Below are 24701 nucleotides of genomic sequence, written 5' to 3'. Positions count from 1 at the left end.
GCGGCCGAAGCCGCCAGTCAGGGGCTCGATCGCGCCATCGAGGGTGAGTCGGATGCCGTAGCCAACGCCCGGCAGGCGCAGGAAGCTGCCAATAGCTTCATCAATCTGGTGCGCCGCGCCGTGGAACAGGCATGGGTGATTCCCCCTGGAGCCGGCGGTGGGCTTGCGGCCACGGTTCAGGTCCAGTTGGGTCCCTCGGGGGAGCTTTTTGGCGCTACCATTACTCAAAGTAGCGGAGATAGCAGTTTCGATCGTTCCGCCCTACAGGCTGTGGAAGCCGCCGCACCCTTTGGCGAACTGCGCCAATTGCCGCCGGCGGCACAACGTGACTTCCGCCAGTTCAATCTGCGTTTCACACCGGGAGATGTACGCTGATGAAAGCCCTGATGACCATCTGGTTGAGCGCCATGCTGTTGCTGTTCAGCTCGCTTGCCCAGGCCAATCTCACCATCGAGATCACACGCGGCAGTGACCGGGCCACCCCCATTGCCATAGTGCCGTTCTCCGCCGACGGCGAAAGCCTGCCCGAGGATGTGGCCCAGATCATCAGTGACAATCTGGAGCGCAGCGGCTATTTCGCGCCGCTGCCGCGCAATGCCATGTACGATCGTCCCTCTTCCGGCGACGAGGTGCGCTACGGCCAGTGGCGCGCGCTGGACGTGCGCTATCTGGTAGTGGGTCAGGTCAGCCGTGGGGCTGACGGCTATCGCATTCGCTACGAGCTGATGGACGTCAGCGGCCAGCGCCGCATGCTCGGCGAAAGCGTCAGCGCCGGCAGCAACGAGCTGCGCAGCGGTGCGCACTACGTGAGCGATCAGATCTTCGAGGCCATCACCGGCATTCGTGGTGCCTTCTCGACCCGCATTGCCTACGTCACGGCCCAGGGCGTCGATCAGAACATGCAGTTCGGTCTCTACGTGGCCGATGCCGACGGACACAACAGCCAGCAGGTGCTGAACTCGCGTGAGCCGATCCTGTCACCGGTCTGGTCGCCGGATGGACGCAAGCTGGCCTATGTCTCCTTCGAGACCGAGCGCCCGGCGATCTACGTGCAGGATGTGGGCACCGGGCAGCGCGCCCAGGTGGCGTCGTTCGATGGCATCAACGGCGCACCGGCCTGGTCGCCGGACGGTCGTCGTCTGGCCATGACCCTGTCCAAGGACGGTCAGCCGGACATCTACATCATGGACGTGGGATCGCGCAATCTCGAGCGCATCACCAACAACTCGAGCATCGACACCGAGCCGGCCTGGGCGCCGGACGGTCGCAGCCTGATCTTCACCTCGGACCGCAGCGGCGGCCCGCAGATCTACCGCTACAGCTTCGGCAGCGGCCAGACCGAGCGCTTGACCTTCACCGGTAACTACAACGCCCGTGGGCGTCTGTCGCCGGATGGGGAGGCGCTGTTCTTGATCCACCGCAGCAACAACGGTTTCCAGGTTGCGCGCCAGGATCTCGGTTCCGGCCGTCTTGTCGTGATCAGTGAGACCCGTTCGGATGAGTCGCCTAGTGTTGCGCCCAACGGGACCATGGTAATCTTCGCCACCCAGCAAGGTAACAGCGGGGTGTTGGGGGCCGTTTCGGCCGATGGACGGGCGTCCTACCGGTTGCCTTCGGCGCGTGGTGACGTGCGAGAACCCGCATGGTCACCGTTCTTGAACTAGTGGTACGTGTCATTCGAGTCCTTTGAGGAGTTTGACGATGCAATTCAAGTCACATGCCAGAACTCTGGCAATTGCCCTGTCTCTTGCCCTGATTGCCGGCTGTTCCAGCACCGGTGGCAGCCGTGACGGGTCCATGGATGGCACACGCGCCGATGGTGGCGTCGGCACGGGAACTGCCGGCGCTGGACAGGTCAGCGGTACCGGTGTCAGCGGCGATCGTGCCGGCCAGCAGGCCGACGGTCGTATCCCCGACGTTCGCACCATCTATTTCGACTTCGACCGTGACACCATCCGTTCGGAATTCGAATCGGTCCTGGTCGCGCATGCCCGCTACCTGCGCTCCAACGGCAATGCCCGCGTCGTGCTGCAAGGCCACACCGACGAACGCGGCACCCGCGAGTACAACATGGCGCTGGGTGAGCGTCGTGCCAACTCGGTGAAGCGCTTCCTCGAGGTGCAGGGCGTCTCTCCGTCCCAGCTCCAGGTGGTCAGCTACGGTGAAGAGCGTCTGGCGGTGCGTGGCAACGGCGAAGATGCACATGCCCAGAATCGTCGCGTGGTCTTTGCCTACTGAGCGAACAGGCGCCGATAAGCGCCGAGGGAGTAAAGCATGAGACACAGTCTGAAAAGGCTGTGCGGCGCGGGAGCCCTGGTGCTCCCGCTGTCCGTGATGAGCCTTGTCGAAGCGCAGCAGCGCCCGATCGTGGAAGACCGCACCGCTCAGCCCCGCGGGTTCATGGAGCAGGCCGAAGTGCGTGAAGAGCCCGGTGGCAGCCTGGTGCTCTACAATCAGTTGCAGGACCATCAACGCGAGATGCAGCAACTGCGCGGTCAGATCGAGGAGCTGCGTCACCAGCTCGAGCAGCTGCGCAACCAGACCCGCCAGCAGTACATGGACCTCGACGAGCGGATCACCGCCGGCAGCGCCGGTATTCAGACCAGTCCCGAGGTCGATCAGGACGCGGCTCGCCAGGTAGCGCAGACGCCGTCTCCCAGCGGCACCAGCGCCGATGCGCAGGCTGCCTATCAGGCCGCTTTCGCCAAGGTTCAGTCGCGCCAGTTCGGCGAGGCCATCCAGGCCTTCGATGCCTTCGTCGTCGACCACCCCGACACCACGCTCACGGCCAACGGCTACTACTGGCTGGGCGAGCTGCATTCGGCGGAGGCCAACCTGGATCAGGCGGAGACGGCATTCCGCACGGTCATCGACGACTATCCGCAAAGCAGCAAGGTGCCGGATGCTCTGTACAAGCTGGGCCTGATCAAGGCACGTCAGGGCGAGCTCGAGGAGAGCCGTGGCCTGCTCGAACGGGTGCGTGACGACTATCCTGACAGTAGTGCCGCTGGCCTCGCCAACGATTTCCTGCGCCAGTCGCTGTAACGCACTGGCCCTGCCAAAGGAGTGAAGATGACCTGCAAGTTCGACTACGAGGCGCCCGCCGATCTGCTTCGCGATCGCATCGTCCTGGTGACGGGGGCCGGTGACGGCATCGGTCGCGCCGCTGCGCTGGCCTATGCCCGTCACGGTGCCACGGTGGTATTGCTGGGACGCACCATCGCCAAGTTGGAAAAGGTCTACGACGAGATCGAGACCGCCGGCGGGCCTCAGCCGGCCATCTTTCCGCTCAATCTCGAAGGCGCCACGCTGAAGGACTACCACGACATGGCCGAGACGCTGGACAAGGAGTTCGGCCGGCTCGATGGCATTCTGCACAACGCGGGCCTGCTCGGTCGCATCACCCCGTTCGAGCAGTACAACCCCGAGCTGTGGGATCAGGTCATGCAGATCAACATCAACGGCCCGGTGTGGATGACCCAGGCTCTGCTGCCGCTGCTGAAGTCTTCAGCCGATGCTTCCGTGGTGTTTACCTCGTCGAGCGTGGGACGTAAGGGGCGTGCCTACTGGGGCGCCTATGCCGTCTCCAAGTTCGCCACCGAGGGCTTCATGGAGGTGCTGGCGGAGGAAGTCGAGCACCTGGGCACGATCCGGGTCAACACCCTGAACCCAGGGGCAACCCGCACCAAGATGCGCGCCAACGCCTATCCGGGCGAAGACCCGCAGACGTTACGTACGCCGGAAGAGATCATGCCGACCTATCTGTGGCTGATGGGGCCGGATAGCAAGGGGGTAAACGGCCAGCGCTTCGACGCCCAGCCTAAATAACAAATGGCTGCGCGGGCGAATCGCTGCGTTGCCCGAATGCTCGCATTCCTCACGTATAACCCCATACGCTCGGATTGCTGTGCCTCGGGCGCCTGGCGCTTCATCCCGCTCGCCTATTTGCGCTAGCTTAGCGGTCTCTGGTTTGACTGCAGCCTGTCTGGGGCTTCTCAGACGGGCTGTAGCAGGGCTTCCACCAGCGCTTCGCAGGTCTCGAACCAGAGATCGGCCGGCCACTGCCGGTAATCCTCTCCCTCCTCGATGTAACCGTAACCCACGGCGACGGCGACCATGCCGGCGGCGCGGGCGGCCTGCATGTCGCGCAGGTGGTCGCCGATGTACCAGCAGCGGGCGGGAGAGACGTCCAGCCGTTCCGCTGCCACCCACAGCGGCTCCGGCGCGGGCTTGCGCTGCGGCAGGTCGTCGGCGCAGAGCAGGGCGCCCGGGGTCAGTCCCAGGCTTTCGATCAGCGGTGCGGCGTAGGCGCGCGGTTTGTTGGTGACGATGCCCCAGGGGCGATGCTGCGCTTCCCACCTGGTCAGCAACCGGTCGAGGTGGGGGAACAGGCAGCTCTCGTCGGCTACCGCCCGGCCATAGGCATCAAGCAGGAACTGGCGCGCTTCGTCATGGCCGTGATGCGTCTTGTCCAGACCCAGCGCCAGGGCGACCAGGGCGCTGCCGCCATTCGACACCTGGGCCCGAATCACCGGGTAGGGCAGCGGCTCCATGCCGTGATGAGCCCGCAGGGCGTTCGTGGCGCGTGCCAGATCGGGGGCGGTGTCGACAAGGGTACCGTCGAGATCGAACAGCAATGCTGCGGGAGGCGACGCGTTCATGCCTGCTCCCGCTGGCAGTGCATCAGGTAGTTGACCGAGACGTCGTTGCTGGAGAGGCGATAGCGCCGCGTCAGCGGATTGTAGACCAGGCCGCTCTGCTCGCGGACGCTGAGGCCGTGCTCGCGGCACCAGCCGGCAAGCTCGGCAGGGCGAATGAACTTGCGATACTCGTGGGTGCCACGAGGCAGCATCTGCAACAGGTATTCGGCCCCGACGATGGCCAGGGCGTAGGCCTTGGGGTTGCGGTTGATGGTCGAGAAGAACACTTGCCCGCCCGGTTTGACCAGCGAGGTGCAGGCGCGAATGACCGAACCCGGATCGGGCACGTGCTCGAGCATTTCGAGGCAGGTCACCACGTCGTATTCGCCGGGCTGTTCGGCGGCCATGGCCTCGGCGCTGGCCTGGCGATACTCGACATCGACGCCGCTCTCCTGAGCATGCAGGCGTGCCACGGCGAGGGGCGCCTCGCCCATGTCGATACCGGTGACCTTGGCGCCGCGATGGGCCATGGCCTCGGCGAGTATGCCGCCCCCGCAGCCGACGTCCAGCACCTTGCGCCCGGCCAGGCCGCAGCGGGCATCGATGAAGTCCAGACGCAGCGGATTGATGTCATGCAGCGGTTTGAACTCGCTCTGCGGATCCCACCAGCGGCTGGCCAGAGCCTCGAACTTGGCGATCTCGCCCTGGTCGACGTTGTGGTGGAAACTTGCGCTCATGTGATCTCTCCGTGTCAATTGGGCTGGCACCCTGGCAACATTCTTTACCTTCGGTATCATGCGCTATTGTACCCGTAGCTGCCCGGGCTTTCCCATGACGGAATCTAGGACAGGCCCGGGAAGTTCTTTTCCACCAACCGACAAGGAAGGCACCATGATCCGCAAGGCCGTACTCCCCGTTGCCGGTTTCGGCACCCGCTGTCTGCCGGCTTCGAAGGCGATTCCCAAGGAGATGATCACCATCGTCGATCGTCCCGTGATCCAGTATGTGGTCGACGAGGCGGTCAAGGCCGGTATTCGCGACATCGTGCTGGTGACCCACGCCAGCAAGAGCGCCATCGAGAACCACTTCGACACCCATTTCGAACTGGAAGCCACTCTCGAGGCCAAGAACAAGCAGGAGCTGCTCGATGAGCTGCGCTCCATCGTACCCGCCGACGTCAACATCATCAGCGTACGGCAGCACGAGCCGCTGGGGCTCGGTCATGCCGTGCTCTGTGCGCGACCGGTGATCGGCGACGACGAGCCGTTTGCGGTGCTGCTGCCGGACGTGCTGGTGGACGACGAAGGGCTAGAGCGCAACGATCTCGCCGGCATGCTGGATGCCTACGAGACGACCGGGCGCTCGCAGCTGATGGTGGAGGAGGTGTCCTGGGATAGCGTGCACAAGTACGGCATCGTGAGCCCTGAGGGCGAGCCGCCCGCTGCCGGCAACTCCTGTCCGCTGGCCGGGGTGATCGAGAAGCCGGCCCGGGAGGATGCTCCATCCAATCTGGCCGTGATTGGGCGTTACGTGCTGCCGGGCAGCATCTTTGCGCTGCTGGCCGAGACGCCGCCCGGGGCCGGCGACGAAATCCAGCTCACCGACGCCATCGAGACGCTGCGCCAGCGCGACGGCGTCGATGCCTGGCGCATGTGCGGCAAGACCTACGACTGCGGGCATCAGCTCGGCTATCTCGAGGCCACCCTGGTCTATGCCCGGCGCCACCCCCGTTTTGGCGAGGGATTCCGCGAACTGCTCGCTCGCTATAGCCAAGCGGGGTAAGTGTCATGCGCGTACAGATACATGGCAGCGAACTGGCGGCGGCTACGGCCGCCGCTGCGCTCTCCTGGGTCGGCCACCAGGTCCGCTGGGTGCCGCATGCCTCGATGCGCTGGCCGGCGCTGCAGGCCGCCGACTGGCTGCGTCGTGAGCCCGACTTGCTCGAGCGTCTCGAAGAGGGGTTGGAGCAGGGCACCTTGAGCCTGGCCAATGGTGAAGGCGCGGCTTCGGGCGAGGCCATCGACATTCTCTGGCTCGCGCTCTCGCCGGAGCAGCGCGAGGAAGCCGACGAGCTGGTGGCTGAGGTCGCCGGACGGCAGCAGGGAGCGCTCATCCTGGTCAACAACTCCACCTTTCCGGTGGGCGAGACCGAACGCCTCGAGGCGCGTCTCGGCGGCAACGGTCGGCGCGCCGTCGCCCTGGTCGACATGATCGAGGAAGGGCGCTCCTGGGCCAGTTTCACCCGTCCTGGCCGCTGGCTGCTGGGCTGTGACGACGAGCATGCCGAGGCGCAGGTACGCGAGCTGTTGCGAGCCTTCAACCGGCGGCGTGACGTGATGCAGCTCATGCCGCGCCGCGCCGCGGAGCTGACCAAGCTGGCCACCATCGGCATGCTGGCGACACGTATCAGCTACATGAACGAGATTGCCGGTCTTGCCGACAGCCTGGGCGTCGACGTGGAGTACGTGCGCCAGGGGATGGGGGCCGATTCCCGCATCGGCTATGAGTACCTCTACCCGGGCTGCGGTTTCGGCGGTCCGCACTTTTCCCGCGATCTGATGCGACTGGCCGACGTACAGGAGGCCAGCGGGCGTCAATCCGCGCTGCTCGAACAGGTGCTGGACATCAACGAGCAGAAGAAGGAGACCCTGTTCCGCAAGCTCTGGACCCATTTCCACGGTCAGCTCGAAGGACGCACCGTGGCGATCTGGGGCGCCGCCTTCAAGCCCGGCTCGGCGCGTATCGATCATGCACCGGTGTTGACGCTGCTTCGGGCACTCTGGGCTCAGGGAGTGCGGGTGCAGCTTCACGACCCTGCAGCCGTTCCGGCGCTGCGCGCCGAAGTGGGGGACCACCCGTTGCTCAGCTTGTTCGACGGCGATCCCTATGCCGCCTGTGAAAATGCCGATGCGCTGATGCTGGTCACCGAGTGGAAGCACTACTGGAATCCCGACTGGTCTCGGCTGGCCAAGCTGCTGCATGAGAAGCTGCTGCTGGATGGCCGTAATATCTACGATCCCACCCACGTCGCCAGTTGGGGGTTGGCCTACCGTGGTATCGGTCGGCGTGCCGAACCCGGAGAGAGCTCGACGCGTTGAGGTGGCAGTGTGCGCGCAGGCGTGCAACCTGCTTACAATGGTGAGGCGCCTGCCGCACCTGCCAACAAGGAGTTCGACATGCCCGAAGCGCGTCCTTCCGAGCGACGTCCCATCGTGCCCGATCCTGATACCAGCCTGACAAGGCCGCGCCGCCCTATGACGCCCCAGCCCCGCCTGTGGCCGCTGAAATTGGCCGTGCTGCTGTTGCTGGTCATGCTGGTTGGGGTGAGCTGGCTGGGGTGGCAGGAGCGTGAGCGAATGAATGCGCAGGTGCTCCAGATCACTGCCGAGATGTCCAATGTCCATGCCCGCTTCGATGCCGAGGAGGGCCGCGGCGAGCGTTTCGAGCGCCTCGAGTCGCGCCTCTCGGCGGTCATGGATCATGCCGAATCCCTGGTGGCACGGATGGCCAGTCTGGAAGTCGACGTACAGCAGGTCGGTGAGCGGGACGGTTCGCGATTCGAAGCCATCGATGAACGTATCGACGACATTGCTCTGCTGGTCGATGATCTTTCCGGAAACGTCGAGCGAATAGTCACCGAGGCCGAAGACCGCGAGGCGTTGCTGGGTGCGGTACGCTCATCGCTGAATGCGCTCGAGCGGGCAGGCGAAGAGGGGCGCGAGGTCCTGGCGGCGAGAATCGATGCACTGGCCGAAGATGATGAAAGTGTTGTACAACATGTCGAGGAGCTGCAAAGCGCCCAAGAAGCGCTGGCAGAAGAGCAGCAGAGCATGAGAGCATCGCTCGATGAGCGGCTCGAAGCCCTGGACGAGCATGTCCAGCAGCTCATCGAGCAGCAGCTTGCTGCCTTGGATGAAACCTTCCAGGCTCGCGAAGCAGCGCTGGAGGAGCGGCTCGAGACGCTGGCCGGCGACATCGAGACTGTCGCTGAAGCCGACGAAACCTCTCAGGTCGTCGATGAGCTGCGCGCCAGGCTGGCAGGCATCGATGCGGAACTGCGCGAGCTGCGCCAGGAGCAGCTGTCGCTGAGCGCTGGGCTGGAGGCCCTGCGGTAGGATAGCCGGGGCCAGGGCAGGCCGGCAGCAGTCAAGACGGGAAGCCGTGAATATGGGAAGAGGCGTGATTTCACGCATGGGGGCGGCGGCCCTGTGTCTTGGCATGGCGCATGGAGCGCTGGCACTCGAGGCACGAGTCGACGGGGTGACGGACCCGGTTGCGGAGAACATTCGTCACTATCTCAGCGAACTGGAGGCCGCCCAGTACGACCGCCGTCGCCTCGAAGGCGTGGTGGTGCGTCGTGCTCGCGAGGCCATGCGCGTCTACGGCTACTACGAGCCGCGTATCAGCCCCCGGCTCGATCAGCAGGAGCCGCCGCGTTACGTCGAACTGGCCATCGATCCCGGCCCGCAGGTCGTCGTGCAGGTGCTCGAGGTGCGCATCGAGGGCGACGCTGCCCGCGACGGGCCTTTTCGTGACACCGTGGATGACTTGCCTCTCCAGGTGGGAGATCCCCTGGAGCATGCGCCCTGGGATCGCATGCGCAATCGGTTGGCCAACCTCGCCCTGGAACGGGGCTATTTCGACTGGTCTTTCACCGACCGACGCATGGAAGTGCGCCCCTTCGACGAGAGCGCCAGGCTCTACCTCACTCTCGACAGCGGGCGACGCTACACCTTCGGTAATATCACCATACGCGGCCACCATATCGTCGAAGATCGCTTGCGCAACATCGCGCCCTTCGAACCCGGCCAGCCCTATCTTGCCGGTCAGGTGGCGCTCTATGCCCAGCGGCTCGGGCAGACCAACTGGTTCAGCTCAGTCAGCGTACGGCCAAGGCTCGATGCCCGCCGTGAGCTTGCCCTGGCCCCGCCAACCGTAGGGTGGTGGAACGCGGTGGCGACCGAGGGCGAGGCCGCATTGCCACAGGTGCCTTCGACGCGCACCGCCCTGGCGACCGGCCCCCGGCTCTCCGCCTCGGCGCTGGCTGCCGTTGCACGGGTGCACGCGCCGGAGCAGCCCAGCATGCCGATCGACGTATCCCTGGCCCCGGCCGATCGTCACCAGTTCGAAACCGGCATCGGCTATGCCACCGACGTGGGGCCACGCATGAATTTCGGCTGGAATCAGCCTTGGATCAACCGCTTTGGGCACAGCCTCGAACACGATCTGTTCGTCTCGCAGCCGGAGCAACAATTCACCGGTACCTATCTGCTGCCGCTCGACGACCCGCTGCGCGATCAGTATCGCTTCCAGTACGGCCTGCGCCATCGCGACAATCAGGACACGCGTACCAACGAAGCCACCATCGAAGCGGCACGCCGCTGGGAGTTCGACAACCGCTGGGTACAGACCCTGTTCGTGCGCGCTACCTACGAGGACTTCACCCAGGGGGGTGAAGCCGAAAGTGTTTTCATCTACTACCCCGGGGTGAGCTGGTCGCGTACGCGCACCCGCGACCCCCGTTTTCCCACCTGGGGCGATCGCCAGCGCATTACCTTCGAGTATTCGGACAGCGTGTGGGGCTCCGATGCCGACTTTCTGCGCATGACCGGCAACACCGAATGGATCCGCATGCTGGGCGACGACCTGCGTTTCGTCACCCGGCTGGGGGTCGGAGCCATCGAAACCGATGACTTCTCCCAGGTGCCGCCCTCGCTGCGCTTCTTTGCCGGCGGCGACCGTTCGGTAAGGGGCTACGGCTTCGAGACTCTGGCGCCACGTAACGAAGAAGGTCTGTTGCGCGGCGGGCAGCAGATGCTGGTCGGCAGCGCCGAGCTTCAGCGGCGTGTCTCCGGCAACTGGTGGGGCGCCGCCTTCGTCGACAGCGGCGATGCCTTCGACGACTGGTGGCCGGAAACCCTCAATACCGGTGCCGGCCTCGGCGTCAGATGGATATCCCCCGTCGGGCCGGTGCGTTTCGATATCGCTCACCCCTTCGATGACGAGGAGAACTCGTGGCGTCTGCACTTCGCCATCGGCCCGGAATTCTGAGAATGCGCCTGCTGCTGTGGTCGCTGCTCCGTTTACTGATCGTGCTGCCGCTGGTGGCCATCGGCATGCTCTTCCTCGTGCTGGGCCTGGCACTGTCACCCTGGGGGGCCGGCTTGCTGCTCGAAGAAGGGGCCAAGCGTGGTTTCTATCAGTTGGAGCGTATCGAAGGGGCGCCGCTGGATCGACTCGTGCTGCATGGGTTCCAGATCGAGGCGGGTCCTGCCGACATCGCCGCCGAACGGCTCGAACTCGTTTGGGCGGATGACTGCCTGCTGCGGGGGCGTCTGTGTATCGAACGCTTGGCCATGCAGGGGGGGCGGGTACGGCTGCAGCCGGGACAGGCCGCTGACGAAGCGCCCGCAGCAGCGGCCCAGGACGAGGCCGAGGCGAGCGATCCGATCCGTTTGCCGTTCCCCATGGAGGTGCGCGAACTGGTGCTGGTGGATACCCGGGTGAGTCTGGCCGACGGCACGCAGGTCGAACTCGCTCAGTTGGATACCACCGCCATGGCCGAGAATTCAGGACTGCAGCTCGGTGCTTCACGAGCCGAAGGCCTGAACGTGACGCTGCCCGCCGATGCCGATGCCGATGCCGATGCCGATGCCGAAGCCGTGGAGGAGAGGGCGGGCGAGGGGGCCGCTCCGCCGGCAGCGGATGTTCCCGATGAGCTGCCGGCGGCCACCGCGCCGGCGCCGTTCCACTTCCCGCTCGACATCACGGCCCCCGAGCTGGTCATCGAAGATGTCGTGCTGCGGCTGGGCGACGGCACCCAGGTTGCCTGGAACAGACTGCATACCGGGATCGAGGCCGAGGGCGAACGGCTGACGCTGCTGCCCACACGGCTCGAGCGGCTACAGGTCAGTCTGCCATCGGGCGGGGCCGAGCAACTGGCGCTGGAGGCGCCGGCAGGCACGCCGGTGCTGAGCGCTCAGGCACTGGCCGCCGCCGAGGCCGCTGCTCGGGCACCGCTGCCGATCGAGGCCGGTGAGCCCGACGAGCCACTGGCGCAGCGCGAGCGCATCGCACTGCCGGAAATCGTCCTGCCCTTGACGATAGCGGCGCCGCGCATTCATCTCGACGACGTCGAGGTGCGGGGGCCGCTCGATTATGACCTGCGTCATCTCACCCTGGCCTTCGAGGCCAGCGGCCACGTGGTCGAGATCGTCGCTCTGGAAGCCGCCAGCCTGGACGCCGACGTCAGGCTCGGCGCCCGCATCGAATTGCGTGACGATTACCCGCTCCAGGCGCGGCTGGAGGCCGCGCTGTGGCTGCCGGAGCTGATGCCCGAACTTGCCGGGCAGCGGCTCGACCTCAGGCTCGACGGCACGCTGGCCGAGCTGGACGCCGAGCTCGTGGCACGCGGCCCGGTGGGCACGCGACTGACCGCCCAGGCCGATGTGCTCGATCCTGAGGTGCCTTTCTCCGCCAGGCTGCGCAGCGAGTTCCTGCAGTGGCCGCTGCCGATGGCGGCCGCCTTCGCCGAAGAGGATGACGCGCTCGACGACCCCTATGTGATCGAGGACCTCGATTTGCGTCTGTCGGGCACTCTCGACCAGTACAGCGCGGCACTCTCGGCCCGGGTCGAGGGGCCGGAGGTGCCGCTGACCCGGATTGCCCTTACCGGTAGCGGCGACCTGGAGCACTTTGCCTGGACCCCACTCTCCCTGAGCCTCGGCAATGCCTCGGTGGTCAGCCGTGGGCGCCTCGAATGGCATGACGGCCTGGCGCTCGATGCCACCGTGCGCCTCGACAATCTCGACCCCGGCCAGTTCACCGATGCCATGCAGGGGCGCCTCAGCGGGAATATAGACCTCGCTTTCAATCAGGTCGAAGCAGGCTGGCAGCTGCGGGTGCCGCGGCTGGCCATCGACGGTCAGCTGCAGGAGCTGCCGCTGTCGCTGCGGGCACGCCTGGCCGGTGACAGTGACATGCGCTGGCAGGTACAGGAGTTCGATTTCCGCCAGGGGCAGAACCGCATCACCGCTGCCGGCGCCATTACCGAGCAGCGCATGGACCTCAGCGGCGAGATCTCGCTGACCGAGCTCGGCAGCCTGCACGACGACCTCAGCGGAAGCCTGAGCGGTCGCTTCCGCACCGCCGGTACACCGGAGAACCCACGCTTGCAGCTCGACCTGCAAGGCCAGACCCTGGCGTTTGCCGAGAACCGCCTCGAGGCGCTGCAGCTCACCGCCAGCGTTCAGGGACTGGACGATCCGGCCCTCGATGGCAATCTCGCCATCGAGCGGCTCAGCGCCGGGGGCCAGCGTTTCAGCGAGGTGTCGCTGGCCCTATCCGGTCGGTTGTCATCCCATCGGGCCGAACTGACGGCGCTTGCCGGGCGGGGCATGCCGCTGTCGCGTGCGTCCTTCGCGCTCGAGGGTGGGCTCTCCACCGAGCGTCAGCGCTACAGCGGTCGCATCGATCCGCTGGAGGTCGATACCGATTACGGCGAAATGCGCCTCGATGACCCCGTGACGTTCACTTTCGATCTGGCGACGGGCCGGGCCCAGGTGCAGCCGTTCTGTCTGCGCCGGGAGCAGGGCGGACACCTGTGCCTGGAAGAGACGCTGCAGGCCGGCGCCGATCAGGGCCAGGCGAGTCTGGCCGTGCGCGGGCTGCCCATGAGCATGTTCAACGAGTGGCTACCGGAGGACTGGCGAGCCAGCGGCGAGACCGACCTACAGCTGCAGGCCGGTTGGCGACAGGGCGGTCGGCAGTGGAGCGCCGAGGCGAATCTGGCCAGCCAGCTCGACCTGGAAGGGGTGGATATCTATGGGCAGCCCTGGGCGATGCCCGCGACTCGCCTCGACGTGCAGTTGGATGCCAACCAGGCGCGTATGGCGCTGGCTCTCGACCTGGGCCTTGGCGATGCCGGGCGGCTGGCCCTGAATCTCGATCTGAACGACCCGCTGGGCAGCGGAGAGCTTGACGGTAGTCTCGTCGTCGATGCTCTCGATCTGTCCCGCTACCAGACTCTGGCAGCCGGGCTCGACATGCTGGAAGGTGCCCTGGCCGGCCGGGTCGGAATCTCCGGAAACCGTGACAACCCCAGCCTGGATGGTGCGCTGGAACTGACCGGGTTGCGCGCTTCGGGGCTGGATGTGCCGCTGATCGTGGAGGATGGCCGCATTCGCATTGAATTCAACGGCGACAGTGCACGCCTGATGGGCTATGTCGCCAGCGACGACGGGCGCCTGGTGATCGACGGCAACGCCAGTTGGCCCTCGCTCGACGAGTGGCGCATCGCCATGGACCTTGACGGTACACGGCGGCCGCTGCTGGTGAGCATGCCGCAGTTCGGCCGCCTGCGAGTCTCCCCTCAGATCGCCGTCAGGATTACCCCGCAGGCACTGCGCGTGCGGGGCGACGTTCAGGTGCCTTGGGCACGACTGGAGATCGGCGAGGCGCCGCCGGCGGCAGTCAGTCCCAGTCCAGACGAGATCATCATCACCCGGCGCGATGAGGCCCGAGCCCAGCGGCGTGAGGAGCTGGAACCGACCGCCGGCGGTGACGAAGCCGCCGCCGTGGCGCTGCGCGAGGCGGGGATGGAACTGGACGTGCGTATCGAGCTACATCTGGGACCGGACATGATGCTTGCCGCGTCGGGCCTGGAAACTGGCCTGGCCGGCACCCTGCAAGTGCGCCAGCAGGATGGCCCGGTGCAGCTGTTCGGCGAGGTCAACCTCGTTGACGGTCGTTTCCGCGCCTTCGGCCAGGATCTGCTGATTCGGCAGGGGCAGCTGCTGTTCAGCGGACCACCGGATCAGCCGCTGCTCGACTTCGAAGCCATACGCAATCCCGACATCACCGAGGATGGCGTCATTGCTGGGCTGCGCGTTACCGGCTTCGCTGCCGAGCCAACCCTGGCGATTTTCTCCGAGCCGGCCATGGACGAAGCGCGGGCACTGTCGTACCTGCTGCGCGGCCGGGCACCACGGGACGGCGACGCGGACGGCGCGCTGACCTCGGCCCTGGTGGGCCTGGCATTGGGGCAGACCGGCGGGGTGGTCGGTGCCATCGGCCAGGCGTTCGGCATCGACGATCTGGCGCTGGAGACGACCGGCGTCGGCGACGACAGTCAGGTGGTCGTGAGCGGCTACCTGACAGAAGATCTGCGCGTCAGCTATGGTGTCGGTATCTTCTCGCCGATCGCGGAGCTTACGCTGCGCTATACCCTGTGGCGCAATCTCTACGTGCAGGCCGTTTCCGGAGCCGCCCAGGCCGTCGATCTGGTTTACATCTTCTCCCGGCCCGGTCGGCCGCCACGGCTCGAGCCCGCTCAGTGAGCGCCTTCAACGTGTTGCTGCGAGGATAACGTCATGAACATCGATCCGACTCATGCCCTGCCGGGGCGCGACACGCCGCTTCGGATATCCGGCGTGCATGCCGTCAGCGGCCGCTCGATGCTGCCGCCGTTTCCCGAGGGCCACGAGCATCTGGTTGTTGGGCTTGGCTGCTTCTGGGGCGCCGAGCGTCTGTTCTGGCAGCACCCGGGGGTGTATGTAACGGCGGTGGGGTATGCCGGCGGCGTGACGCCCAACCCCACCTATGAGGAGACCTGCTCCGGCAGGACCGGCCACGCCGAGGTGGTGAGGGTGGTGTTCGACCCTCGCCAGGTAGACGTCGAAACGCTGCTGAAGGTGTTCTGGGAAGCCCATGATCCGACCCAGGGCATGCGCCAGGGCAACGACATTGGCAGCCAGTACCGCTCGGCGATCTACGCCACCAGCGATGCCCAACTGGCAGCCGCCAAGCGCAGCCGGGACGTCTATCAGTATTCGCTGGCTCAGGCAGGGCGCGGCCAGATCACCACCGAGATCGCATCCCTCGATGTCTTCTATCCGGCCGAGGAGTACCATCAGCAGTATCTGCACAAGAACCCGGGCGGCTACTGCGGGCTGAAGGGAACCGGAGTCAGCTGTCCGATCGACTGAGCCGGTGGTCGGCGATCGAGCGCCACGAGTCGCCGAGACTGGCCCAGCCTTCCAGCTCGCGGGCGAGGCGTCGGGCCAGCCATGGCGAGAGACGCTTGTGGCGCCATTCCATGAAGCCGACGTGCCCGCCATGGTGGGTGATTTCCAGATGCACCGCAGCGGAAGGCTGTGGTAGGCGCTGGAACAGTCCGGCTGGCATGAAGGGATCGTCATCGGCGTGCAGGATCAGGGTCGGCAGCTCGATGTCGCCGAGCAGCCTTCCGGCCGAGGCGCGCCGATAATAATCGTCGGCGCCCTGAAAGCCGTGTAGCGGGGCGGTCACGGCATCGTCGTATCCACGCAGGCTGTCGATTCGCTGCAGCGCCTCGCCGTTCAGCGACAGCGGCAGCTCGCCGCGCACCAGCCGTGGCGCCACCTTGCGTTTGAGGGCCCTGAGTAGATGGCGTTCGTATACCCGGGAAAAGCCCTGGTGCAGGGTATCGGCGCTGGCGGCAAGGTCGAGCGGGGCGCTTATCACGATGGCGCCGGCCAGATCGAGGCCGCTGCCACCCTGTTCCGCCACTAGCTTGAGCAGCATGTTGCCGCCCAGTGATACTCCGACGGCCACCTTCAAGGCGCCGGGGTAGCGTCGCGAAAGTTCGGCGATCAACCAATAGGCATCGGCGGTGTCGCCGCTGTGGTAGGCACGCGGCAGGCGGTTCGGTTGACTGCCGCAGCCGCGGAAATGCATAAGTACCGTGCGCCAGCCCATGCGGCTGGCCGTGGCGAGCAGCCAGCGGGAATAGGGGGAGTGAAACGAGCCCTCCAGACCGTGAAACAGCACCAGGATCGGCGCCGTGCTGCTGGTGGGGATCGGCCGGATCCAGTTGAGTTCGACGAAGTCGCCGTCGGGGAGTTCGAATAACTCGACGTCACGGGCGAGTCGGGGGCGGGGCAGAAAGCGGGGCAGCAGCGTCTGAACGTGCGGATTGCTGAATCCGCGCGGCGGAGCAAAGTCGGCCTCTTGCTGCCGTTCACGCATGTCGCTCACTCGTGTTCCAAGGTCAGATTGCGTACCGAGTTCGTGGCGATGGCCACGTTGTCTTCGATGCGAATACCGCCATGAGGCATCAGGCGTTCGACCAGCGGCCAGTTCACGGCGCTACCCGCGGGGCCTGCCTCCAGCGGTCCGAGCAGCATGGGAATGAAGTAGAGCCCGGGTTCTATGGTGACCGCCATTCCCGCTTCCAGTTCCCGGGTCAGGCGCAGCGCCTGATGCTCGGGCGGAGGTGGCAGAGGCGTGCCTTCACGGCTCATGCGTCCGGCCACGTCGTGTACCTGCACGCCCAGCAGATGGCCCAGGCCATGAGGGCAGAAGGCGCGGGTGATACCGCTTTCGAGCGCGGCCTCGGCGGAGGCGCTGACCAGTTCGCTCTCGACCAGCAGTTCCCCCAGCAAGTGATGCATACGCTCGTGCAGCGCGACGAACTCGACACCGGGCGCCAGGGCGGCAACCAGTTGCTGCTTGATGTCGTGCATGCGCGTTATCAGCGCGGCGAAGGTGGGGGCGGCGTCCGGCCCCGGCCAACTGCGTGTGATGTCGGCGCAGTAGCCGCGGAAACGGTGCCCGGCATCCACCAGCAGGCTATGGCGCGACACCGGCGCTTCATTGGCGTAATGCTGATAGTGCAGCACCGCGCCATGGGCGCCGAGACCGATGATGTTGCCGTAGGGCACGTCGCTTTCACGCTGTCGCGATGCCTTGAGATAGGCCAGCTGAATGTCGAGTTCGCTCTCGCCGGCCAGAAATGCCTGCTTGGCAGCCTGATGTCCGCGCAGTGCCATCCGGTTGGCCTCGCTCAGGCAGGCGATCTCGTACTCGCTCTTGCATACCCGGCCCTCATCCAGGGCGATCAGCAGGGCAGGGGGATTGCGCTCGGCGCCAAGGGCGCGAGCCGTGTCGTCATCGATGTCGCCGATCACGGCAAGGCGGCTCGCCTTCACTGCCGGCGGTGTCTCGAAGCGACCGCTGATCACCTCGAGGTATTCGGTCCAGCCCTCGTCGGGCAGGCTTGGCGGCAGATGCCAGAAGTCGTCTGGCGCATGCACGAAGCAGGTCGTGCGCTGGCCCGGCCTCACCAGCAGCCAGCTATGAGTCAGGCCGGCCTGACCGGTCCAGTGCTGGAAATGGCCGTAGCTGCAGAAGCTAGCGTGCTGGTCGTCGCCGAAGTGCAGGGCAGGGTGGCCGCTGTAGATCAATACGCCGTCATACCCCAGGGCGCCCAACACCTCGGCGTAGCGCCGTTCCAGGGCCTCGAGGTGTCTGTTCTGAAGCGGGGCAAGAGCGTCGGGCATGTCAGGTTCCGGCAGTTGGTGGCTTCGATTCAAGTGTAAGGCCTGGTATGGGCGGTTTCGAGCCGGTCAGCTTCAGCCAGAGCCTAGCAACTGTCGGACGCTGCCTGAAGCCGGTCGATGCGATAAAGCGTGGCCACCTGATCCAGTCCTTCCACGGTACAGCCGAGATCGGCGATGCGACCATCGCCCAGGCCGTAGATCCAGCCGTGAACGGAAAGTTCTTGGCCGCGCTGCCAGGCGAGCTGAACGATCTTGGTGCGACACAGGTTGTTGACCTGTGCCTGCACGTTGAGCTCGCAAAGCCGGTCGACCTGCTGGTCCAGCGGTAAATCCTCGAGCGAAGGGCGATGCTGGCTGTAGAGCTCGCGCACCGAATGCAGCCAGTAATCCACCATGCCGCAATCGCCGCCCGTCACTGCCGCTCGCACGCCGCCGCAGCCGTAGTGACCGACCACCATGATGTGTCTGACCTTGAGGACATCGACGGCATACTGCACCACGGAAAGGGCGTTCATGTCGTTGTGATGCAGCAGGTTGGCGACGTTGCGGTGGACGAAGACTTCACCCGGTGGCAGCGAGACGATCTGATTGGCCGGCACCCGGCTGTCGGAGCAGCCGATCCAAAGATAGTCGGGGTTTTGCTGGCGGGAAAGGCGGGTGAAATAGTCCGCATCTTCCTGACACATCCGCTCTGCCCAGCGCCGGTTGTTTTCCAGCAGGCAGTCGATTTCCTGGTTCATGGCAGAGTCCGTCCGAAGGTCAGAGAGTGGGGAGGGCACCTTTTACCGCCATGCCCCGAGTCGGTCAACCAGGAGCTGCACCTAGGTACCACTCTAATGGGGCACCGCTCTGCGTGGGGCACCGCTCTACAGGGTTACACCTGCACTGTTATGATCTGCCGATCAGACCGGGTATGCCACCAATCCCGGCTAGACGAGGAGAAATGCGTGTCAGACTTCGACTATGACCTGTTCGTGATTGGCGCCGGCTCCGGTGGGGTTCGTGCCGCCCGCACCGCAGCGGCAACCGGTGCCAGAGTGGCCGTTGCCGAAGATCGCTATCTGGGCGGCACCTGCGTGAACGTGGGTTGCGTGCCCAAGAAACTCTATTCCTATGCCGCCCATTTTCACGACGCCTTCGAAGACGCCCGAGGGTTCGGCTGGAGCCTGCCCCAGGCCCCGCGCTTCGACTGGGCCACCCTGCGCGACAACAAGGTGCGCGAGATCGAGCGCCTCAACGAGATCTACGGTCGTCTGCTGGCCAACGCCGGGGTCGAGTTGATTCACGGCCGGGCGCGGGTAGTCGATGCTCACCGCGTCGAGGTCGATGGCCGTGCCTACACCGCCGCCAAGATTCTGGTGGCCGTGGGCGGCTGGCCCTGGGTACCCGACTTCCCCGGTCGCGAAATGGCCGTGACGTCCAACGAAGTGTTCGATCTGGAGCGCATGCCGCAGCGTTTCCTGGTGCTGGGCGGCGGCTACATCGCGGTGGAGTTTGCCAGCATCTTCAATGGGCTGGGCAGCGAGTCGCACCTGGTCTATCGCGGCGAGCTGTTCTTGCGCGGCTTCGATCGCGAGGTGCGTGAATTCACCCGTGAGCAGATGGCCGCCAAGGGTGTGAACCTGCACTTCGAGACCAATATCGAAAGCATCGAGAAGGTAGAGGGTGGGCTTCTCGTGGCGCTGACCAACGGTGAGTCGCTGGAGGTGGATGTGGTGCTGGCCGCTACCGGCCGCAAACCCAATCTCGAGGGGGTCGGGCTCGATGCGCTGGACATCGCCCTCAACCCCGACGGTACCGTCAAGGTGAACGACCGCTTCGAAACCACCACACCCTCCATCCTGGCGCTGGGCGACGTAACGGGCGGGCCGGAGCTGACGCCGGTGGCGCTGGCGGAAGCCATGCATCTGGTCAGCCAGCATTTCGGTGAGGCACCGTCCAAGCCCATGGATTACCGCAACATCGCCACGGCGGTGTTCTGTCATCCCAACATCGGCACGGTTGGCTTGTCGGAAGAGCAGGCGCGCAAGGAGTATGACGCGATCCGCGTCTACCGCACCGATTTCCGGCCGATGAAGCATACGCTTTCCGGCAGCGAGGAGCGCTGCCTGATGAAGCTGATCGTCGACGATGTCAGCGACGTGGTGGTCGGTGCCCATATGGTCGGCGAGGAGGCGGGGGAGCTCATTCAGGGCATCGCCATTGCGGTGAAGGCGGGGCTCACCAAGGCGGACTTCGATGCCACCGTGGGCATTCATCCTACTGCTGCCGAAGAATTCGTCACCATGCGCACGCTGTCGAGGCGCTAGAGCGGCCGCCAATCGAGCACGTTCTCTGCAAGCACTCAGTGCCTCACGTCGGGCCGCCTTTTCAGGCGGCCCGTTTCATTTCCTACGCCGGTGAAATCCTGGACTAGACTTGCGATAGATCCTATCCAGGCCGGCTTCGCGTTGTAGGCGATGCGTACGGCTTGGAAAATCTTGATAATTTTTTGTTATTGAACTGTGCCTCAGTCATAACGCTAGTTTTGATTTGTCGCTAAGCCCTGTTATCATTAGCTGCAACATCGCTACAGCGAAACCTGACCATGAACATGACACCGCAGCCTTTCACTCCTTCCGCCGACCTGGCCCGCCCCAGCGTGGCCGATGCCGTGGTCGGTAGCGATGCCTCGCCGCTGTTCATCCGCAAACCCAACCCAGACGACGGCTGGGGCATCTACGAACTGGTCAAGTCCTGCCCGCCACTCGATGTCAATTCCGCCTACGCCTACCTGCTTCTGGCGACCCAATTTCGCGACACCTGTGCCGTTGCCACCAATGAAGAGGGCGAAATCGTCGGCTTCGTTTCTGGCTACGTGAAGAGCAACGCGCCGGATACCTATTTCCTGTGGCAGGTGGCGGTGGGCGAGAAGGCGCGCGGTACCGGCCTGGCCCGGCGCCTGGTAGAAGCCGTCATGAGCCGCCCCGAATTGCTCGACGTGCACCATCTGGAAACCACCATCACGCCTGACAATCAGGCGTCCTGGGGGCTTTTCCGCCGCCTTGCCGATCGCTGGCAGGCACCCCTCAATAGCCGTGAATACTTCTCGACGGATCAACTCGGCGGTGAGCACGACCCCGAGAATCTCGTACGTATCGGCCCTTTCGATACGCGGCGCATCTGATCCCCATCCCATTGCCGGACGGCCGAGCGGCTCGGTCGTCCACGCAGCCTTTCGCCTGATCATCTGACAGGAGGTCACCATGCAGACCCAGACACTCGAACGTCTCGAATCCAATGTGCGCACCTATTCCCGCTCGTTTCCGGTGGTTTTCACCAAGGCCAGGAACGCACGCCTGACCGACGAGGACGGCCGCGAGTACATCGATTTTCTGGCCGGCGCCGGCACCCTCAACTATGGCCATAACAACCCGCACCTGAAGCAGGCGCTGCTGGACTATCTCGATAGCGACGGCATCGTTCACGGCCTCGACTTCTGGACCGCCGCCAAGCGCGACTACCTGGAAACCCTCGAGGAAGTGATCCTCAAGCCGCGTGGGCTGGACTACAAGGTGCATCTGCCGGGCCCGACCGGCACCAACGCCGTCGAGGCGGCGATTCGCCTGGCCCGGGTAGCCCAGGGCCGGCACAACATCGTGACCTTCACCAACGGCTTTCACGGCGTGACCATGGGCGCGCTTGCCACCACCGGCAACCGCAAGTTCCGCGAAGCCACCGGTGGCATCCCGCTGCAGGGCAGCGCTTTCATGCCATATGACGGCTATCTTGGCGAGCATGCTGACACGCTCGATTACTTCGAGAAGCTGCTGGGCGACAACTCCAGCGGCCTCGACCTGCCGGCGGCGGTGATCGTCGAGACCGTACAGGGCGAAGGCGGTATCAACGTGGCCGGGCTCGACTGGCTCAAACGTCTGGAGCGGATCTGCCGCGACCACGGCATCCTGCTGATCGTCGACGACATTCAGGCCGGCTGCGGCCGCACCGGCAAGTTCTTCAGCTTCGAGCATGCCGGCATCACGCCCGACATCGTCACCAACTCCAAATCGCTGTCCGGCTTCGGCCTGCCGTTCGCTCACGTGCTGATGCGGCCGGAACTCGATAAATGGAAGCCCGGCCAGTACAACGGCACCTTCCGCGGCTTCAACCTGGCTTTTGCCACGGCCGCGGCGGCCATGCGAAAGTACTGGCAGGACGACACCTTCGAGCGTGACGTTCAGCGCAAGGGCAGGGTGGTCGAGGACCGCTTCCAGAAGATTGCCGCCTGGATTGGCGAGCAGGGTGTGAATGCCAGCGAGCGCGGCCGTGGTCTGATGCGCGGCATCGATGTGGGCGACGGCGAGCTGGCCGACAAGATCACCGCCAAGGCCTTCGAGAAGGGGCTGGTGATCGAGACCAGTGGTCAGGCCGGCGAGGTGGTCAAGTGTCTGTGTCCGCTGACGATTCCCGACGAGGATCTGCTCGAGGGGCTGGATATCCTCGAGGCCAGCGTAAAGGAAGTCTTTGGTTGAGCGGCGATTCGCCGAGCAACGGGCAGAAACCGGCCGGCTGCGGTGTCAGCCGGCCAGTCCATGGATCGTATGGAGTGACAGAGCAATGATCGTTCGCAATCTCGAGGAAGCGCGTAAGACCGACCGCCTGGTCAAGTCGGAAAGCGGCACCTGGGACAGCACGCGTCTGGTGCTGGCCAGCGATGGTGGCGGCTTCTCGTTCCACATCACGCGGATCTACGAAGGCACCGAGACTCACATTCACTACAAGCATCACTACGAGTCGGTGTACTGCATCGAAGGCGAAGGTGAAGTGGAGACTCTGGCCGACGGCAAGATCTGGCCGATCAAGCCCGGTGACATCTACGTTCTCGACCAGCACGACGAACACCTGCTGCGCGCACACAAGACCATGCATCTGGCCTGTGTGTTCACGCCGCCGATCACCGGCAAGGAAGTGCATCGCGAGGACGGTTCCTACGCGCCGCCCGACGAAGCCTGATAGACTCAAAGGCTCAGGTACAGACCGCAACCCCGGCCAACGACCGGGGTTTGGCGTATCAAGGCACCGGGGTCTGGCGTATCAAGGAAAGAGACAGGTAAGGACGGCATCGCCCGAGCGCAGTGATTCTGCATCCCGATAGTTCGCATAATGTATATTATGTTAAATCAGCTATCTGTTACGATGTTGGACAAGCCCACCTCGAAATCCTTATCATCCCCCGTCATGCCCGGCGCGATTGCCCAAGCGCCCCAGACCCCGGTGTTACCCGGGATTGTGCCAAGCCCACTGTCGCTGCGCCCAATGCGCTGTCCAAATGGAGGCTGTCGATTTTCATGCAACCGAGAACGCTATCCGCCCCCGCCGTCTGGTTGCTGAGTTCGTTGTTGATCAGCGGATGCGCCCTCAATTCCGGGCCTCAGGGCGAGCCTGAGCCCACACTGAGTCCCGACCTTTTCGAAGCGCGTATCGGCCAGCTCGAGGAACGCATGGCCTTGCGCTGCGACCAGACCGAGGCTCACTTCGCACAGCATGAGCGCCACCAGGCCGAGCTGCTTGCCGAACTGCGCGATGCGGGTGTCACGCTGCGCCACCTGCGTGGCGACATCGAGCGGCTCGAGCAACGTAGCGGCGACGAGCCGATCCTTGTTCCGGCCGAATGCAACAACGAGCTGAGCGAAGCGCTCTCCTCCAAGGAGATGGTGGGTCGTGCCGAATGGATCGGGCTGCCGGAGGTGGGTACCTATCTGCGCGCCCGGGTCGATTCCGGGGCCAACACCTCCTCGCTGAGTGCGACGGACGTCACTCGCTTCGAGCGCGACGGTGAGGATTGGGTGCGTTTCAAGCTAGGCCTCACCGACAACGATATCGTCGTCGAGCATGTGCGCGACGAGTGGATCGAGCGCCCGGTCGAGCGCCGGGTACGCATCATGCAGGCCGCCGGCAGCGAGTCGCGCCCGGTCGTCAGCCTCATGATGACGCTGGGTCCGATCCGCGAAACCGTGGAGTTCACCCTGAGTGACCGTACTCACCTCAACTATCCGGTGCTGCTCGGTCGTCGTTTCCTCATGGACATCGCCCTGATCGACGTGGCAGAGAACTATCTCCACCCCCGTCCCGAATTCCCCGGTGGCCGCCCTGCCTCCGAGGCGGCCGAGGACCAGATCAACGACCGGGACGAAGAAGAAGGCTGATCGTGGCCTGACTGCCCTACCTGCAAGGATTCTACATGTCACGACTGCCCTTCTACCTCATCGTGGGCCTGCTGATGGTGCTTGGCATCGGCACGAGCCTGCATCGGCACATTCAGATGGAGGTGCCCTGGACGCCCGGTGAGCAACGCCAGATCTGGGAGGTCGAGGCCATCGTCGACTTCTCCGCACTTGGCGATCCCGTGCGGGTCGATCTGGCGCTGCCTTCGCACCAGCGTGGCTATCGCATTCTGACCGAGAATACGGCCTCGCCGGGCTACGGCCTCTCGTTTCTGCAGGATGAGCGCAGTCGCCGCGCGCAGTGGTCGATTCGCAGTGCCACGGGCAGCCAGCAGCTCTATTACTCCGTGCGCTTGCAGGTGACCGAAGACAGGCGTCAGCAGCAGATGGTGCGCCCGCCGCTGCGAGAGATCAGCTGGGAGCGGCCCTACGATACCGCCGCCGCCCAAGTCATCGAGCGGGCCTGGATGCGCAGCGCCGACCCCTACACCTTCACCCGCGAGCTGATCCGCGACTTCAGCGAAGACCGCCAGGGCGAG

At 64.9% G+C, this 24701-nt stretch carries 22 protein-coding genes; 17 read left to right on the top strand and 5 right to left on the bottom strand.

Annotated features, from left to right (window positions below; genetic code table 11):
- The 5 genes from tolA to B8115_RS14875 form a co-directional block, all read left to right on the top strand.
- A partial coding sequence (gene tolA / locus B8115_RS14895) for a cell envelope integrity protein TolA (RefSeq protein ID WP_010628615.1) occupies positions 1–375 on the top strand: 375 nt, incomplete at its 5' end.
- Positions 375–1664 carry a Tol-Pal system beta propeller repeat protein TolB gene (tolB, locus tag B8115_RS14890; RefSeq protein ID WP_010628614.1) on the top strand — a complete coding sequence of 430 codons (1290 nt, stop codon included), beginning with the start codon at positions 375–377 and terminating at the stop codon, positions 1662–1664. The genes tolA and tolB, both read left to right, overlap by 1 nt.
- Positions 1665–1701: 37 nt before the next feature.
- Complete coding sequence (gene pal, locus B8115_RS14885) at positions 1702–2238, top strand: peptidoglycan-associated lipoprotein Pal (RefSeq protein ID WP_010628613.1); 537 nt, start codon at positions 1702–1704, stop codon at positions 2236–2238.
- A 36-nt stretch (positions 2239–2274) separates the two neighbouring features.
- Positions 2275–3045 carry a tol-pal system protein YbgF gene (ybgF, locus tag B8115_RS14880; protein WP_010628612.1) on the top strand — a complete coding sequence of 257 codons (771 nt, stop codon included), beginning with the start codon at positions 2275–2277 and terminating at the stop codon, positions 3043–3045.
- Between the two features lie 27 nt (positions 3046–3072).
- The gene (locus B8115_RS14875; protein ID WP_010628611.1) at positions 3073–3828 is read left to right on the top strand and encodes a YciK family oxidoreductase; all 756 of its coding nucleotides are present in this window, start codon (positions 3073–3075) and stop codon (positions 3826–3828) included.
- A 167-nt stretch (positions 3829–3995) separates the two neighbouring features.
- Here the strand turns inward: B8115_RS14875 and B8115_RS14870 are convergent, their stop codons facing one another.
- Positions 3996–4661 (bottom strand): HAD-IA family hydrolase, encoded by a 666-nt coding sequence (locus tag B8115_RS14870; protein WP_010628610.1) that lies wholly within the window; start codon positions 4659–4661, stop codon positions 3996–3998.
- Positions 4658–5377 (bottom strand): bifunctional 2-polyprenyl-6-hydroxyphenol methylase/3-demethylubiquinol 3-O-methyltransferase UbiG, encoded by a 720-nt coding sequence (gene ubiG / locus B8115_RS14865; protein WP_010628609.1) that lies wholly within the window; start codon positions 5375–5377, stop codon positions 4658–4660. Before ubiG ends, B8115_RS14870 begins: the two co-directional genes overlap by 4 nt.
- A gap of 154 nt (positions 5378–5531) precedes the next feature.
- Here ubiG and galU point away from each other — a divergent pair, with 154 nt between their 5' ends.
- The 6 genes from galU (at position 5532) to msrA (ending at position 15625) form a co-directional block, all read left to right on the top strand.
- Positions 5532–6422 carry a UTP--glucose-1-phosphate uridylyltransferase GalU gene (gene galU / locus B8115_RS14860; protein ID WP_010628608.1) on the top strand — a complete coding sequence of 297 codons (891 nt, stop codon included), beginning with the start codon at positions 5532–5534 and terminating at the stop codon, positions 6420–6422.
- 5 nt (positions 6423–6427) lie between these two features.
- Positions 6428–7738, top strand: a complete 1311-nt coding sequence (locus tag B8115_RS14855) for a nucleotide sugar dehydrogenase (protein ID WP_010628607.1) — start codon at positions 6428–6430, stop codon at positions 7736–7738.
- Between the two features lie 78 nt (positions 7739–7816).
- Positions 7817–8755 (top strand): hypothetical protein, encoded by a 939-nt coding sequence (locus B8115_RS14850; protein ID WP_010628606.1) that lies wholly within the window; start codon positions 7817–7819, stop codon positions 8753–8755.
- Between the two features lie 52 nt (positions 8756–8807).
- Positions 8808–10691, top strand: a complete 1884-nt coding sequence (locus B8115_RS14845) for an autotransporter assembly complex family protein (RefSeq protein ID WP_141638613.1) — start codon at positions 8808–8810, stop codon at positions 10689–10691.
- On the top strand, positions 10655–14977 hold the full coding sequence (locus B8115_RS14840) for a translocation/assembly module TamB domain-containing protein (RefSeq protein WP_238539227.1): 4323 nt from the start codon (positions 10655–10657) through the stop codon (positions 14975–14977). Before B8115_RS14845 ends, B8115_RS14840 begins: the two co-directional genes overlap by 37 nt.
- Before the next feature lie 33 nt (positions 14978–15010).
- On the top strand, positions 15011–15625 hold the full coding sequence (gene msrA / locus B8115_RS14835; RefSeq protein WP_010628603.1) for a peptide-methionine (S)-S-oxide reductase MsrA: 615 nt from the start codon (positions 15011–15013) through the stop codon (positions 15623–15625).
- Here msrA and B8115_RS14830 read toward each other — a convergent pair.
- The 3 genes from B8115_RS14830 to can all read right to left on the bottom strand — a co-directional run bounded on the left by B8115_RS14830 (position 15606) and on the right by can (position 18699).
- Positions 15606–16646, bottom strand: a complete 1041-nt coding sequence (locus B8115_RS14830; protein ID WP_010628602.1) for a hydrolase — start codon at positions 16644–16646, stop codon at positions 15606–15608. The two genes, msrA and B8115_RS14830, sit on opposite strands and share 20 nt — an antisense overlap.
- Before the next feature lie 5 nt (positions 16647–16651).
- Positions 16652–17959 (bottom strand): Xaa-Pro dipeptidase, encoded by a 1308-nt coding sequence (gene pepQ / locus B8115_RS14825; protein WP_010628601.1) that lies wholly within the window; start codon positions 17957–17959, stop codon positions 16652–16654.
- Between the two features lie 83 nt (positions 17960–18042).
- Positions 18043–18699 carry a carbonate dehydratase gene (gene can, locus B8115_RS14820; protein WP_010628600.1) on the bottom strand — a complete coding sequence of 219 codons (657 nt, stop codon included), beginning with the start codon at positions 18697–18699 and terminating at the stop codon, positions 18043–18045.
- Between the two features lie 207 nt (positions 18700–18906).
- Here can and gorA point away from each other — a divergent pair, with 207 nt between their 5' ends.
- From gorA to B8115_RS14790, 6 genes are all read left to right on the top strand, one after another.
- Complete coding sequence (gene gorA, locus B8115_RS14815; RefSeq protein ID WP_010628599.1) at positions 18907–20268, top strand: glutathione-disulfide reductase; 1362 nt, start codon at positions 18907–18909, stop codon at positions 20266–20268.
- Between the two features lie 278 nt (positions 20269–20546).
- On the top strand, positions 20547–21125 hold the full coding sequence (ectA, locus tag B8115_RS14810) for a diaminobutyrate acetyltransferase (protein WP_010628598.1): 579 nt from the start codon (positions 20547–20549) through the stop codon (positions 21123–21125).
- A gap of 79 nt (positions 21126–21204) precedes the next feature.
- Positions 21205–22470, top strand: coding sequence for a diaminobutyrate--2-oxoglutarate transaminase (gene ectB / locus B8115_RS14805; protein ID WP_010628597.1), 1266 nt, complete (start codon positions 21205–21207; stop codon positions 22468–22470).
- Between the two features lie 85 nt (positions 22471–22555).
- Positions 22556–22951, top strand: a complete 396-nt coding sequence (locus B8115_RS14800) for an ectoine synthase (protein WP_010628596.1) — start codon at positions 22556–22558, stop codon at positions 22949–22951.
- A gap of 335 nt (positions 22952–23286) precedes the next feature.
- Entirely contained in the window at positions 23287–24144 is an 858-nt protein-coding gene (locus B8115_RS14795; protein ID WP_026038143.1) for an ATP-dependent zinc protease, read from the top strand.
- 35 nt (positions 24145–24179) lie between these two features.
- Positions 24180–24701: UUP1 family membrane protein (locus B8115_RS14790; RefSeq protein WP_010628594.1), on the top strand; the 522-nt coding region annotated here is incomplete at its 3' end.

It is taken from the genome of Halomonas sp. KM-1, assembly GCF_000246875.1.
Taxonomy (GTDB): domain Bacteria; phylum Pseudomonadota; class Gammaproteobacteria; order Pseudomonadales; family Halomonadaceae; genus Halomonas; species Halomonas aerodenitrificans.
The sequence above is the reverse complement of the archived record's forward strand: the minus strand, read 5'-3'. Positions and strand labels throughout refer to the sequence as shown.